15 protein-coding genes and 1 pseudogene are annotated in these 13,248 nt (G+C 63.1%); 8 read left to right on the forward strand and 8 right to left on the reverse strand.

The window, feature by feature from the left end:
- From Q2941_RS47685 to Q2941_RS47705, 5 genes and pseudogenes are all read right to left on the reverse strand, one after another.
- Positions 1–496, reverse strand: a 496-nt coding sequence (locus Q2941_RS47685; protein WP_458196973.1) for a pilus assembly protein N-terminal domain-containing protein, incomplete at its 3' end; no start/stop codon positions are given.
- A 49-nt stretch (positions 497–545) separates the two neighbouring features.
- Positions 546–758 (reverse strand): annotated as a pseudogene (locus Q2941_RS47690) (Flp pilus assembly protein CpaB); the annotation flags it as partial.
- Positions 759–885: 127 nt separating this feature from the next.
- Positions 886–1,410: an A24 family peptidase gene (locus Q2941_RS47695; protein ID WP_027521688.1), complete on the reverse strand. Its 525-nt coding sequence runs from the start codon at positions 1,408–1,410 to the stop codon at positions 886–888.
- A 98-nt stretch (positions 1,411–1,508) separates the two neighbouring features.
- On the reverse strand, positions 1,509–1,649 hold the full coding sequence (locus Q2941_RS47700) for a hypothetical protein (protein WP_198031705.1): 141 nt from the start codon (positions 1,647–1,649) through the stop codon (positions 1,509–1,511).
- Between the two features lie 72 nt (positions 1,650–1,721).
- The gene (locus tag Q2941_RS47705) at positions 1,722–1,886 is read right to left on the reverse strand and encodes a Flp family type IVb pilin (protein ID WP_458196965.1); all 165 of its coding nucleotides are present in this window, start codon (positions 1,884–1,886) and stop codon (positions 1,722–1,724) included.
- Positions 1,887–2,167: 281 nt separating this feature from the next.
- Here Q2941_RS47705 and Q2941_RS47710 point away from each other — a divergent pair, with 281 nt between their 5' ends.
- The 4 genes from Q2941_RS47710 to Q2941_RS47725 all read left to right on the forward strand — a co-directional run bounded on the left by Q2941_RS47710 (position 2,168) and on the right by Q2941_RS47725 (position 5,301).
- Positions 2,168–2,995, forward strand: a complete 828-nt coding sequence (locus Q2941_RS47710; protein ID WP_458196966.1) for a sterol desaturase family protein — start codon at positions 2,168–2,170, stop codon at positions 2,993–2,995.
- A gap of 157 nt (positions 2,996–3,152) precedes the next feature.
- Positions 3,153–3,965: a Flp pilus assembly protein CpaB gene (cpaB, locus tag Q2941_RS47715; RefSeq protein ID WP_458196968.1), complete on the forward strand. Its 813-nt coding sequence runs from the start codon at positions 3,153–3,155 to the stop codon at positions 3,963–3,965.
- Between the two features lie 143 nt (positions 3,966–4,108).
- Positions 4,109–4,696 carry a TadE/TadG family type IV pilus assembly protein gene (locus Q2941_RS47720; protein ID WP_254109136.1) on the forward strand — a complete coding sequence of 196 codons (588 nt, stop codon included), beginning with the start codon at positions 4,109–4,111 and terminating at the stop codon, positions 4,694–4,696.
- 23 nt (positions 4,697–4,719) lie between these two features.
- Positions 4,720–5,301 carry a TadE/TadG family type IV pilus assembly protein gene (locus tag Q2941_RS47725; RefSeq protein WP_254109135.1) on the forward strand — a complete coding sequence of 194 codons (582 nt, stop codon included), beginning with the start codon at positions 4,720–4,722 and terminating at the stop codon, positions 5,299–5,301.
- 86 nt (positions 5,302–5,387) lie between these two features.
- Here the strand turns inward: Q2941_RS47725 and Q2941_RS47730 are convergent, their stop codons facing one another.
- From Q2941_RS47730 to Q2941_RS47740, 3 genes are all read right to left on the reverse strand, one after another.
- Complete coding sequence (locus Q2941_RS47730; protein ID WP_011084262.1) at positions 5,388–5,600, reverse strand: cold-shock protein; 213 nt, start codon at positions 5,598–5,600, stop codon at positions 5,388–5,390.
- A 268-nt stretch (positions 5,601–5,868) separates the two neighbouring features.
- Positions 5,869–6,159 carry a translation initiation factor IF-1 gene (gene infA, locus Q2941_RS47735; RefSeq protein WP_027521693.1) on the reverse strand — a complete coding sequence of 97 codons (291 nt, stop codon included), beginning with the start codon at positions 6,157–6,159 and terminating at the stop codon, positions 5,869–5,871.
- 24 nt (positions 6,160–6,183) lie between these two features.
- Entirely contained in the window at positions 6,184–7,659 is a 1,476-nt protein-coding gene (locus Q2941_RS47740; RefSeq protein WP_458196971.1) for a DEAD/DEAH box helicase, read from the reverse strand.
- 525 nt (positions 7,660–8,184) lie between these two features.
- On the opposite strand from Q2941_RS47740, the gene urtA reads away from it, so the two are divergent.
- The 4 genes from urtA to urtD all read left to right on the forward strand — a co-directional run bounded on the left by urtA (position 8,185) and on the right by urtD (position 13,135).
- Positions 8,185–9,507 carry an urea ABC transporter substrate-binding protein gene (urtA, locus tag Q2941_RS47745; protein ID WP_027521695.1) on the forward strand — a complete coding sequence of 441 codons (1,323 nt, stop codon included), beginning with the start codon at positions 8,185–8,187 and terminating at the stop codon, positions 9,505–9,507.
- An 83-nt stretch (positions 9,508–9,590) separates the two neighbouring features.
- The gene (urtB, locus tag Q2941_RS47750) at positions 9,591–11,201 is read left to right on the forward strand and encodes an urea ABC transporter permease subunit UrtB (RefSeq protein WP_027521696.1); all 1,611 of its coding nucleotides are present in this window, start codon (positions 9,591–9,593) and stop codon (positions 11,199–11,201) included.
- Entirely contained in the window at positions 11,198–12,367 is a 1,170-nt protein-coding gene (gene urtC, locus Q2941_RS47755; protein ID WP_027521697.1) for an urea ABC transporter permease subunit UrtC, read from the forward strand. Before urtB ends, urtC begins: the two co-directional genes overlap by 4 nt.
- Before the next feature lie 6 nt (positions 12,368–12,373).
- On the forward strand, positions 12,374–13,135 hold the full coding sequence (gene urtD, locus Q2941_RS47760) for an urea ABC transporter ATP-binding protein UrtD (protein ID WP_027521698.1): 762 nt from the start codon (positions 12,374–12,376) through the stop codon (positions 13,133–13,135).
- Positions 13,136–13,248: the final 113 nt, after the last annotated feature.

Genomic DNA, 13,248 nt, shown 5'->3' on the forward strand with positions numbered 1-13,248 from the left:
GCTGGGCCTCGATCGGGGTGGCCGCCGTGCCGGTCAGGATGACGTTCTCGCCGAGACCGTCGATCTGGATGTCCGAGTTGGGCGCGACCTGCTTCAGCGCGGCGCGGATGCCGTTGAGGTCGCGCTTGACCGCGATGTCATAGGCCGCGATCTGCTGGCCGGCGGAATCGAAGAACACGATGTTGGTCTGGCCGACGGCGGCGCCGATGATATAGGCGCGCTGCGCCGAGCGGACCACCGCGTTTGCGATCTTTGGATCGGCGACCAGCACGTCCTTGATGTCGCGCGGCAGGTCGATCACGATCGACTTGCCGACGCCGAGCGACAGGAAGCGCGCGTTCATCTGGCCGTCGGCCGCGATCGGCGCCGCGTTGCGATAGTCGGCGGCGATGACCGGGGTAAGCGCCGGGTTGAGCGTCAGTGCGAGCGCGGCTGAAAACGACAGGGCGCGGACCATGCTGGTCCGCAACGCCGCCCGATTGCCCCTGCATTTCATATCGAAGATCCCCATCGTCACTTCTGTGCGGTCATCAGGCTCGGAATGCCGAAACCGGCCAGATCTGCCACTGCATGTCTTCGGGTTTGACGACCTGAACGAGGTCGATGTCGGACTTGGCTACCAGGATGTCGGCGGTCGGAAGCTGAGCGATCGGCGCGGCCGGGGGCGGCGCCGGGCTGTCGGACCCGCTCGCCAGGTACGCGGCGATGCCGCCGGCACCGATAGCGATCGTCAGGACGACAATGCGTGCGGTATTCATTACGCTTCACTTTCCACAAAACGCCGCGACGCTGCCGCCGCCGTGATGGCAGTTGACCAGCTAAACGTCAAAGCATGGTTAATGAGGCGTATCTAAATCGCCTTAACGCCGGGTTTATCCGGTGTGTTCAGCGCAGCGCGAGGTGAGCGAGATCAATCGCTTTCACCCATTCCGTCTCCGGATAGACCATCAGCGCGCTGATCGCGAGCGCGATGCCGTAGGGGATGCCGCTCTCCTTGGCGTGCAACCGCGCGAGCCAGGCCTGTCCGGCAAGTCCGTAAGGCAACGGCCATTGCCGGAATTGCAGCAGCAGCAAGGTCAGCGCGCCGCCGAACAGCGAGGCGTAGAGCAGGAAGTTCATCAGGTGGGTAAAGCCGAACCACAGCGCGACGGAGGCTGCGACTTTCGCGTCACCGCCTCCGACCCAGCCCATGGCAAAGCAGGTGAACGCGACGGCCAGCATCAGGGCACCGGCGCCGACATGGGTCAGCATGTCGTAAGGCGCCATGCCGCCGATGAGGGCAAGAACGAAGAAGCCGGCGATCAGCGCCAGCGACACCCGGTTCGAGATGGTCATCGTGAACAGGTCGCTCGCGGCGGCGAAGGCTATCAGGGCCGGGAAGAGCAGAAGGCGCGCGAGGTCGAGGATCATGATCTGCTTCTTAAGGGAGCGCTGGCCGGCGCGGGATCGGAGCTCGCGGGATTCTAGCCGGCAGTGCTAAACAAACCTGAAACGGTATGCGGCGGAGATCACCAGATGCTGGCGATCCGGGCCGCGAGCGTGACCAGTGCGAGCAACAGCGCAAGGCAGACCCAATGGGTCGGCGCCTCGCTATGCGCGGAGGCTGCCGTTTCGAACACTGCATCGGTCCTGGTCTTACGCAACGCCACTGGAACTCGAGGCTTTCCGGAAAGACAAAGCCCCGGACGTATCCGGGGCCTCTGCTGCAACTGGTCGGAGGCTTACTTCAGCGAGCTGCTGATCGAGCCGAACTTGGAGTTCAGCGAGGTGCCGAGGTTGTTGACGACGGTGATGATCGCGAGCGCGATGCCGGCGGCGATCAGGCCGTACTCGATGGCGGTGGCGCCGGATTCGTCCTTCACGAAACGCTCAATGAGGTTCTTCATGAGTAGATCTCCATGTGGGTGTGGGTGGCTTCGTTCCGCGCAATTCTCTAGCGTTGCGAGGATGAGAGCTCAGCCGTTGCGGTACGGTTAACCTGATCACGGAAACTCGATCGTGGCGCGATGCTTTTCAGCAGAGTCAATTTCCCCTTAAGGCGCTCGCCTGAATTCCCCCGCTTTTGCGGTCGGCGGCCCGAAAGGCCGCTGATATGCAGAGCGGCTTCACGCTCCCTTAAATTTCGAAGCGTAGGCGTAAGGCCGAACAGATGAGAAGTGAGACGCTGATGTCGAGCCTGCCCATGGACGTCGCCTTGATGCTCGGCGAGACCATCGCAAAGGTCATCCCCGTTACCGCGGCGCTCGCGGTGGTCTTCACGGTGCTCGAGCATTTCTGGGCCTGCAATCCCGGCGTGGCGTGGTGGCGCAAGCGCGAGATCGTCACCGACATCTGCTACTGGTTCTTCGTGCCGGTGTTCGCCCGCACGATGCGGATCGGGCTGTTGATCGTTACGGCCGGCGTCATCTTCAACATCCACGGTCCTGACGAACTGATCGCCTTCTACGACAACGGCCATGGTCCGCTGTCGCAGCTGCCGCTATGGGCGCAGGCGGTGCTGTTCGTCGTCCTGTCCGATTTCATGCTGTACTGGGTGCACCGGCTGTTTCACGGCGGCGGCTTCTGGAAGTACCACGCGATCCATCATTCCTCGGAGGAACTGGGCTGGATCTCGGCGGCGCGCTTCCATCCGGTAAATCTGGTGCTCGGCACGATCGGCGTTGACGTCGTGCTGCTCACCGTCGGCATCTCGCCGAACGTGATGATCTGGCTCGGGCCGTTCACCACCTTCCATTCTGCCTTCGTGCACGCCAATCTCAACTGGACGCTCGGACCGTTCAAATATGTGCTGGCGACGCCGGTGTTTCACCGCTGGCACCACACCTCGCTCGAGCAGGGCGGCAATACCAATTTTGCCGGCACCTTCCCGCTCTGGGACATCCTGTTCGGGACCTTCCGGATGCCGGCGAACGAGCTGCCGCAGGACTATGGCAAGGACGAAGCGGAGATGCCGAGCGAGATCGGCGGCCAGCTCGCCTATCCGTTCCGTCACTAGGACGAATAGGCCGGAGGAGCTTCCGAAGGCCGTAAGGCAGGGCCGAAATTGCCGTTCGCAGCGAGTTGAAGCCGGCGCATTAACGTCGCTTTGACGTATAGCTGGCTAACTCTTGGAGCAGCGGCGAGCCCGCTCGGGGTTGTGTGAGAGTAGAGTTATGAAGCCCGCGCGTTTTATTGTTCTAGCGATCGCCCTCGTAGCCGGCGCCCTCGCTGCCTATCTCGCAAGCAGTTCGACCGATAGCGGTGCGCCCCCGCCTCCACAAGTCGCCCAATTGCCGACCATTGAGGTCCTTGTGGCCAAGACGGACATCGGATTGGGACAGACGGTCGGCCCCAACGAGCTTCAGTGGCAGACGTGGACGCAATCTTCGGCCAGCGGCAATTTTATTCGCCGCCCGGATCGACCCGAGGCAATCACGCAAATTTCGGGTTCGATTGCCCGTCAACCATTCATCGCGGGCGAGCCGATCCGAGAGCAGAAACTGGTCAGGGCAGACGGTTCCGGCTTCATGGCGGCCATCCTGCCTTCGGGCAAGCGCGCCATTTCAACCGAGATATCCGCGGAGACTGGCGCAGGCGGCTTCATATTGCCGAATGATCGCGTGGACGTGATTCTCACAAAGCGCGAGAAACCGCCCGCCAACTCGGAAGCTCAGACCGACACCATTTCGTCGCAAGCCATTCTGACCAACATACGTGTTCTCGCGATCGATCAAGCCCCCAAGGAAAAGGAGGGGCAGAATGCGGTTCTGGGCAAGACGGCTACCCTGGAGTTGACCCCTGGCGAAGTCGAATTGCTGTCCGCATCGCGTCAGAGCGGCACCCTGTCCCTCGCGCTGCGCAGCATTGCCGACAACGAGAAGAAGAATGTCGTTGCCGAGAACAACACCAGCAACCTCGTTACGGTCTATCGGGGCGCCACCACCACGGAGGTGCTCAACTGCAAGCCCGCGTGCGGCCGAAAATAGCTTCCATCGGGCGGCGCAGTCGCGGAAACCGGTTTACGCACTGTTGACGCCAGTGGCCGTGATCCGCCGATCCTGCGAAACATTTAGGCAATCGCTTCTCTCTTCGTTGGGCGGTTGATCGCTGCCGCTGGGGATTTTCTGAGATGCCATCGCCTGCCGTCTGGAAGTTTTCGATCCGCAGCATGATCCAGCGGTTTCGCCGCAACCGCCGCGGCTCTGCGGCGGTCGAGTTCGCGCTGGTCGCGCCGATCTTCTTCGCGCTGCTGTTCGCGATCATCGAGACCGCGATCATGTTCTTCGCAGGCCAGGTGCTCGAGACCGTCACGCAGGATGCCGCGCGCTCGGTCCTGACCGGCCAGGCGCAGACCGGCTCGGTGTCGGCCTGCGCGGTCTCCGGTGTGGCCGCCGCCTGCACGCAGACGACGTTCAAGAATTACGTCTGCACCCAGATCCCGGCGCTGTTCTTCGATTGCAGCAGTCTCTACGTCGACGTTTCGAGCTTTTCGTCGTTCTCGGCGGTCACGCTGCCGAGCCATATCGATTCGGCCGGCAATTTCGATACGAGCATGAGCTATAGCGCGGGCAGTGCCGGCGACATCGTGGTCGTCCGGCTGTTCTACCAGTGGCCGCTCTACGTCACCGGGCTCGGCTACAACCCCTCGAACCTCGCAGGCAACAAGCGCCTCCTGGTCGCGACGGCCGCCTTCAAGAACGAACCCTACTCCAACTGATGCCAACGGCCCCGAGCAGAACCATGCAGGCGATTGCGAAAATCTGGCGAAACGCCGCCTCCTCCGCGCGCGATTTCCGTGCAGACAGCCGCGCGGTGGCGGCGACCGAGTTCGCGGTGGTGGTGCCGCTGATGCTGGTGTTGTTCTTCGGTACCGTTGAGGTTTCATCGGCGGTGGCGATCGACCGCAAGGTCACGATGATGGCTCGCACGCTGTCCGACCTGACCTCGCAATCGACGTCGGTCGCCGACACCGACATGACCAACTTCTTCGCGGCGTCCTACGGCATCATGACGCCGTACTACAATAGCTCGGTCACCTCGGCGACGATCAGCGAGCTCTACGTCGATCCCACGACAAAGGTGGCGCGCGTGCAATGGAGCAAGGGATCCTCGCCGCGGTCGCAGGCCTCGGTGGTGACCATCCCCTCGACGCTCGCGATCGGCGGCACCTATGTGATCTTCAGCGAGGTCAGCTACGTCTACACACCGACGATCGGCTACGTGCTCAAGAACGCGATCGCGCTGAGCGACGTCGCCTATACGCGACCGCGTCAATCGACTTGCGTCTATTACAGCCCGTCGACGAGTTGCACGACCTACTGAGCGCCTCGGATCTTCGGACATGAAAAAAGGCCGCGCGCAGCGCACGGCCTTTTCTTTTGCTCAGGTCCGCCTGGAGCGGGGCCGGCTTAGCCGGCGGAGCGGAGGTTGTCGGCTGCCGACTTGCCGGACCGACGATCCGCCACGATCTCGTAGGAGATCTTCTGGCCTTCGCGCAGCGTGCCGAGGCCAGCACGTTCCACGGCGCTGATGTGCACGAACACGTCCTTGCCGCCGTCGTCGGGCTGGATGAAGCCAAAGCCCTTGGTCGCGTTAAACCACTTCACGGTTCCCATGCTCATGGGGGTAGTCCCTTCTCAGATACACAGTGTCGATGCCCGCTTTCGCGGACGGGTTAGATCGAATTTCTGGAAGGGTCGTCAGCGTGTCTGAACCGGCTGTACCGGTGGATGCTAATGTCGTCCGGCCGAAAATCGATTAATTCATTTTATTGGAAAGGGGGTTTCAAAACAATCCTGACGTGCACGATTTTTTGATCCGCCGCCCGGGTGGGCGGCAGATCGCATCAGGCCAGGACTTTATTTCCGTACCGCGGCGTGGCCGCAGGCCTTAACGGCGGCGGAACTGTCCGCCGCGCTGAGCCCCGCCCCGCGGCGGGCCACCGGTCGGACCCGGACGTTCGTCCTTGTGGCGGAAAATCAGCCGTCCTTTCTCCAGGTCGTAGGGCGACATCTCCACCGTCACGCGGTCGCCCGCCAGCGTCTTGATGCGGTTCTTCTTCATCTTGCCGGCGGTGTAGGCAACGATCTCGTGCCCGGCGTCGAGCTGCACGCGGTAGCGCGCGTCGGGGAGGATTTCGGTGACCAGTCCTTCGAACTGGATCAGCTCTTCCTTAGCCATGAATTTCTCCAGGTCGCGGGACGGCTAGCGCGAATAGGGTTTGTGGTTGGGCCGACCGTTCGGACGACTCTCGCGGCGTAAAAACGCAACGCCTTGTATCCCATCAGACTGGCCGGCGCCATGCGCGGGACGCTGTTCCGACCGATCATTTGGTGACGAATTCATCTTACCACCGGAACGGCGGCGGCGAGACCCCTTTGAGGCCTTGTGGCCGTCGCCGGGCCTGCCATCCACATGCCGTCCGTCACCATGCCGTCCGTCACCATGCCGGCCATCGCCATGCCGCGCGCCCTGCGGGCGCGGGCCGGGGCGGCCCGGACGATGCTGCTTGGCGGGAGCAGACGGCGCATGCGCCGCCTCGCGGCCGGCGTCGGTGCGATGATCCTCGCGCGGGAGCGCGACGCGGATCAGGCGCTCGATATCGCGGAGATAGCTGAGTTCCTCGCCGCCTGCGACCAGCGAGATCGCGGTGCCGTCGGCGCCGGCCCGCGCGGTGCGGCCGATCCGGTGGACATAGGTCTCCGGCACGTTCGGCAGGTCGAAATTGATGACGTGGCTGATGCCATCGACATCGATGCCGCGGGCGGCGATGTCGGTCGCCACCAGCGTGCGGATCTCGCCCGAGCGGAACTGGGCCAGCGTGCGCTCGCGATGGTTCTGCGACTTGTTGCCGTGAATGGCGTTGGAGGCGATGCCGGCCTTGGCCAGCGTCTTCACCACCTTGTCGGCGCCGTGCTTGGTGCGAGTGAAAACCAGCGCCCGGTCGATCGGCTCGTCCTTCAGCAGCTTGGTCAGGAAGGCGGGCTTGGCGGAGAAATCCACCTGGATGATGCGCTGGCGGATGCGTTCCGCCGTCGAGGACACCGGGGTGACGGCGACGCGCGCCGGGTCGCGCAGCATCGAGTCGGCAAGCTCGGCGATGTCCTTCGGCATGGTGGCCGAGAAGAACAGCGTCTGGCGCTTGATCGGCAGCTTGGCGACGATTTTGCGGATGTCGTTGATGAAGCCCATGTCGAGCATGCGGTCGGCTTCATCGAGCACGAGGAACTCGACGCTCGAAAGCTTCAGCCCGTTGCTCTGCACGAGGTCGAGCAGGCGGCCGGGGGTGGCAACCAGCACCTCGATACCAGGCATCAGCGCGCGGACCTGGCGGCCCATCGGCACGCCGCCGATGGCGAGCGCCGAGGACACGCGGATGTGGCGGCCATAGGCGTTGAAGCTGTCGAGGATCTGGCCGGACAGCTCGCGGGTGGGCGACAGCACGAGCACGCGGCAGGTCTTGGGCTGCGGCTTGACGCGGTTGTCCAGCAGACGGTGCAGGATCGGCAGCGCGAAGGACGCGGTCTTGCCGGTGCCGGTCTGGGCAATGCCGACGACGTCCCGTCCGGTCAATGCCAGGGGGATGGTTTGAGCCTGAATGGGGGTCGGCGTGACGTAGTTTTCTTCTTTGAGGGCACGCGAAATGGGATCGGCCAGGCCGAAGTCCTGAAAGGAAGTCAAAAGAGGGGTTCTTTCCAATGTCAAAGGCGAGCGCCCACGCTGTTTCCGCGTGGCGCGCGCAAGGGTGTCGAGAAGACACCTGCGTGTTTGGGGTGTCGGATTGCTTGATGAGAGGGGCAAGCCAGAGGCCCAAACGGGCTTAAGAACACGCGGCTCGCTACGACCCCTGATCATTCGGATGATTCGGAGGTCTCGGGGCTTCATATGCAGCATCCCGGGGGCGCTTTCAAGGCGGCGCGGCCGCAGCCTGGCGTTGCGGTGCACGAATAGTTATGCCGGAAATTTAGACAGCGGGCGAATTTTGATCAAAAAATAGACTGTATGCCGCATAAGCATACATTTTTTATGCCCAATATTTGGGCTGACCAAGCGTGCCAACTCCTTGGTTCCGGCGAAATTCCTGTTACGGAGCAGCGGCTTAGCGCTCTCCAGGCCCATGGCATGGTTCTTGCGATTCCGTTAATCGCTGGCGGCCGTGGGGCCGTTCGCAGCGTTTTCACGTCTGCGTCAGGGAGATGATACCTCATGCTTACTAAATCCACTCACGATATAGCGGCGTCATTTAGCCGCCGCGGCTTGCTCGCCGCGACCGCCGGACTGATGCTGGGTCTGGCTTCCTTTACCGGCGCAAAGGCCGCAGACGACACCATTAAGGTCGGTGTGCTGCACTCTCTCTCTGGCACCATGGCCATCAGCGAGACCACGCTGAAGGACACCATCCTCTTCCTGATCGACGAGCAGAACAAGAAGGGCGGCGTCAACGGCAAGAAGCTCGAGGCCGTCGTGGTCGATCCCGCCTCGAACTGGCCGCTGTTCGCCGAGAAGGCGCGCGAGCTCATCACCAAGGACAAGGTCGCGGTCGTGTTCGGCTGCTGGACCTCGGTGTCGCGCAAGTCGGTGCTCCCGGTCTTCAAGGAACTGAACAGCATCCTGTTCTACCCCGTGCAGTACGAAGGCGAAGAGTCCGAGCGTAACGTGTTCTACACGGGCGCTGCGCCGAACCAGCAGGCGATCCCCGCCGTCGACTACCTGATGAAGGAAGAGAAGGTGAAGCGCTGGGTGCTCGCGGGCACCGACTACGTCTATCCGCGCACCACCAACAAGATCCTGGAGGCCTACCTGAAGTCGAAGGGTGTCGCCCAGGAAGACATCATGATCAACTACACGCCGTTCGGTCACTCCGACTGGCAGACGATCGTGGCCGACATCAAGAAGTTCGGCTCGGCCGGCAAGAAGACCGCGGTGGTCTCGACCATCAACGGCGACGCCAACGTTCCCTTCTACAAGGAGCTCGGCAACCAGGGCATCAAGGCCAAGGACATCCCGGTGGTCGCGTTCTCGGTGGGTGAGGAAGAACTCGCCGGCATCGACACCAAGCCGCTGGTCGGCCATCTTGCCGCCTGGAACTACTTCCAGTCGATCAAGACTCCGGCGAACGAGAAGTTCATCAAGGAGTGGCAGGCCTACACCAAGAACCCGAAGCGCACCACCAACGACCCGATGGAAGCCCACGTGATCGGCTTCAACATGTGGGTGAAGGCGGTCGAGAAGGTGAAGTCGACCGATCCGGACAAGGTGATCGCTGCGCTTCCCGGCATCGAGGCGCCGAACCTGACCGGTGGCACCTCGAAGATGCTGCCGAACCACCACATCACCAAGCCGGTGTTCATCGGCGAGATCAAGGGCAACGGCCAGTTCGACGTGGTCTGGAAGACCCCGAGCCTCGTTCCGGGCGACGCCTGGTCGAAGGAGCTCGACGGCTCCAAGGACCTGATCGGCGACTGGGTCGAGAAGAAGTGCGGCAACTACAACGTCAAGACCAACAAGTGCCTCGGTTCGGGCTCCTGATCGCGGTCTGACGTGATACGACGACACGGAGAGGGCGGCGATCCCGCCGCCCTCTCCACCCATTTCTGCCGGGGTAATTCACAGTGCTCGCAAAATTGCCAGCCCGTCTCTGCACGCTTGCGCTTTCGTTTCTCCTGATCGCGTTCGCGCTGCCGGCCTTGGCCGGTCCGTTTGAGGACGCGGTCGCCAAATTCGCCAACGACGATTTTTCCGACACCGAAGAAGCGATCGGCGCGGTTGCGAGCAGCGGCAATCCGCTCGCGTTTCCGATCATCAACGCGTTGCAGGACGGCCGCCTGATGGCCGATCCGGACAGCAAAAAGGTTTACGTCACCGGCACGGACGGCAAGTCGATCGATGCCACGACCGGTCAGCCGGTCGCGAGCGTTCCCGACGGCGCCAGCGCTGTCCGCCTCAACAATCGTCTGCGCCGCAGCGTCGATGCCGCGCTCGGCAGCCTGACGCTTCAGTCGCCGGATCTTTCGACGCGCATCCAGGCCGCGCAATCCGTCTTCAAGTCGCATGAAGAGACGGCGCTCGAGGCCGTCGACGCCGCGCTCGCCAAGGAAACCAACAAGTCCGCCAGGACCGCGCTCGGCGAAGCCCGCGCGGCGATCCTGCTGTTCAAATCCGACGCCACTGAAGTCGAGAAGCTCGAGGCGGTCGCCACCCTCAAGGCGCGCGGCGACCAGGACGCGCTGGCGCTTCTCTCCGATACCGGCAGCGACCAACCGGCTTCAGTGACCAAGGCGGCCGCGAGCGCGATCGGCTCGATCCAGAGCTCGCTCGCGGTCTGGTCCACGGTGCAGAACGCCTGGTACGGCCTGTCGCTCGGCTCGGTGCTGCTGCTCGCCGCGATCGGGCTTGCCATCACCTTCGGCGTGATGGGCGTCATCAACATGGCCCATGGCGAGATGGTGATGCTGGGCGCCTACACCACCTTCGTGGTGCAGGAGGTGATCCGCACCCGCTATCCCGCTCTGTTCGACTATTCGCTGATTATCGCGGTGCCGCTCGCCTTCCTGGTCTCAGGTGCGATCGGCGTCTTGATCGAGCGCAGCATCATCCGCTTCCTCTACGGTCGCCCGCTCGAGACGCTGCTTGCGACCTGGGGCCTGTCCCTGGTGCTCCAGCAGGCGGTGCGCACCGCGTTCGGTCCGACCAACCGCGAGGTCGGCAACCCCTCCTGGATGAGTGGCGCGTTCGAACTCGGACAGATCACCATCACCTACAACCGGCTCTGGATCCTCTGCTTCACGCTCGCGGTGTTCGCGATCCTGCTCGCGATGCTGCGCTACACTGCACTCGGCCTCGAAATGCGCGCCGTGACGCAGAACCGCCGCATGGCGGCCTCGATGGGCATTGCCACCTCACGCGTTGACGCACTGACCTTCGGCCTCGGCTCCGGCATTGCCGGCATCGCCGGCGTCGCGCTGTCGCAGATCGACAACGTCAGCCCCAATCTCGGCCAGAGCTACATCATCGACAGCTTCATGGTCGTGGTGTTCGGCGGGGTCGGCAATCTCTGGGGCACGCTGGTCGGCGCCTTCACGCTCGGCATCGCCAACAAGTTCCTGGAGCCGGTCGCCGGCGCCGTGCTCGGCAAGATCGCGATCCTGGTCCTGATCATCCTGTTCATTCAAAAGCGCCCGCGCGGCCTGTTCGCGCTCAAGGGCCGTGCGGTGGAAGCATGACCCCTCACATGCTCACGCGATCGCTGGACCGCGGCGCGACGATGTTTTTGGCCATCGTCGCCGCCTGCGGCATCCTCATTCCGCTCTCCAACCTGCTGCTGCCCGCAGGCTCGTTCTTCCAGGTGCCAACCTATCTGGTCGCGCTCTGGGGCAAATATGTCTGCTACGCGATCCTGGCGCTGTCGATCGACCTGATCTGGGGCTATTGCGGCATCCTCTCGCTCGGCCACGGCGCGTTCTTCGCGCTCGGCGGCTACGCCATGGGCATGTACCTGATGCGGCAGATCGGCACCCGCGGCGTCTACGGCAATCCGATCCTGCCCGACTTCATGGTGTTCCTGAACTGGCAGAAGCTGCCCTGGTACTGGTACGGCTTCGACATGTTCTGGTTCGCCGCGCTGATGGTGCTGTTCGTGCCGGGCCTGCTCGCCTTCTGCTTCGGCTGGCTCGCCTTCCGCTCGCGCGTCACCGGCGTGTACCTGTCGATCATCACGCAGGCGATGACCTATGCGCTCTTGCTCGGCTTCTTCCGCAACGATTTCGGCTTCGGCGGCAACAACGGCCTGACCGACTTCAAGGACATCCTTGGCTTCAACGTGCAGGCGGAGGGCACGCGCGCCACGCTGTTCGCGCTGAGCTGTCTCGCCCTGATCGCCGGCTTCCTGATCTGCCGGGCCATCGTCACCTCCAAGCTCGGCAAGGTGCTGATCGCGATCCGCGACGCGGAATCGCGCACGCGCTTCCTCGGCTACCGCGTCGAGTCCTACAAGCTGTTCGTGTTCACGGTGTCGGCCTGCATGGCCGGCGTCGCCGGCGCGCTCTACGTGCCGCAGGTCGGCATCATCAATCCAAGCGAATTCGCGCCGGGCAACTCGATCGAGGCGGTCATCTGGGTCGCGGTCGGCGGTCGCGGCACGCTGGTCGGCGCAGCGCTCGGCGCCGTCGTCGTCAACTACGCCAAGACGTTCTTCACCTCCGGCGTGCTCGCACCGTACTGGCTGTTCATGTTGGGGGCGCTGTTCATCCTGGTGACGCTGCTGCTGCCCAAGGGCATCGTCGGCACCTTCAATTCCTGGTGGGAGCCGTTCAAGGCAAAACGCCCGGCTGAAACCACCGAGAGCGCTGCGGCCGAAGACGGCGTCAGCGAACCTGACATGGCGGAGTAGGCGGAAATGAACGTCATGGATACCCGCGCGACCTCCGCGATGCTCTATCTCGACGGCGTGCACGTCTCGTTCGACGGCTTCCACGCCATCAACAATTTGTCGCTGACGCTCGCGCCCGGCGAGATGCGCGCTATCATCGGCCCGAACGGCGCCGGCAAGACCACGATGATGGACATCATCACCGGCAAGACCAAGCCGGATGAAGGCACCGTGCTGTTCGACGGCGTCACCGATCTCACACGCCTCGACGAGACCCGTATCGCCGAGCTCGGCATTGGCCGCAAATTCCAGAAGCCGACCGTGTTCGAGAGCCAGACGGTCGAGGACAATCTGCTGCTCGCGCTCAACGTCGACCACTCGGTCCGCGGCACGCTGTTCTGGAGCGGCAGCAAGGCGGAATCCGAGCGCATCGACAAGGTGCTGGAGACCATCCGCCTGACCGATGCGCGGAGCCGCCTTGCCGGCAGCCTCAGCCACGGCCAGAAGCAGTGGCTGGAGATCGGCATGCTGCTGGCACAGGATCCAAAGCTGCTGCTGGTCGACGAGCCCGTCGCCGGCATGACCGACGTCGAGACGCACCTCACGGCCGAGCTGCTCAAGGAGATCAACAAGAACCATACCGTGATGGTGGTCGAGCACGACATGACCTTCGTCCGTGAATTGGGCGTAAAGGTCACCTGCCTTCACGAAGGCTCGGTGCTTGCCGAAGGCTCCATCGACCAGGTCTCGTCGAACGAGCGGGTCATCGAAGTATATCTGGGACGCTGAGCCATGCTCGAGGTCAAGGACATCAACCTCTTCTACGGCGCGGCGCAGGCACTGCGCGGCGTCTCGATCGCGGCCGAGCCCGGCAAGGTCACTTGCTGTCTCTTATACACATC

It is taken from the genome of Bradyrhizobium sp. UFLA05-153, from assembly GCF_054185185.1.

Excerpts from the sequence above, each read along its gene's own strand:
- Q2941_RS47730 (WP_011084262.1), bottom strand. The coding sequence starts at position 5,600 with ATGAGCATGGGAACCGTGAAGTGGTTTAACGCGACCAAGGGCTTTGGC.
- urtA (WP_027521695.1), top strand. The coding sequence starts at position 8,185 with ATGCTTACTAAATCCACTCACGATATAGCGGCGTCATTTAGCCGCCGC.
- Q2941_RS47725 (WP_254109135.1), top strand. The coding sequence starts at position 4,720 with ATGCAGGCGATTGCGAAAATCTGGCGAAACGCCGCCTCCTCCGCGCGC.
- Q2941_RS47695 (WP_027521688.1), bottom strand. The coding sequence starts at position 1,410 with ATGATCCTCGACCTCGCGCGCCTTCTGCTCTTCCCGGCCCTGATAGCC.
- Q2941_RS47705 (WP_458196965.1), bottom strand. The coding sequence starts at position 1,886 with ATGAAGAACCTCATTGAGCGTTTCGTGAAGGACGAATCCGGCGCCACC.
- urtD (WP_027521698.1), top strand. The coding sequence starts at position 12,374 with ATGAACGTCATGGATACCCGCGCGACCTCCGCGATGCTCTATCTCGAC.
- urtC (WP_027521697.1), top strand. The coding sequence starts at position 11,198 with ATGACCCCTCACATGCTCACGCGATCGCTGGACCGCGGCGCGACGATG.
- Q2941_RS47710 (WP_458196966.1), top strand. The coding sequence starts at position 2,168 with ATGTCGAGCCTGCCCATGGACGTCGCCTTGATGCTCGGCGAGACCATC.
- infA (WP_027521693.1), bottom strand. The coding sequence starts at position 6,159 with ATGGCTAAGGAAGAGCTGATCCAGTTCGAAGGACTGGTCACCGAAATC.
- Q2941_RS47720 (WP_254109136.1), top strand. The coding sequence starts at position 4,109 with ATGCCATCGCCTGCCGTCTGGAAGTTTTCGATCCGCAGCATGATCCAG.
- cpaB (WP_458196968.1), top strand. The coding sequence starts at position 3,153 with ATGAAGCCCGCGCGTTTTATTGTTCTAGCGATCGCCCTCGTAGCCGGC.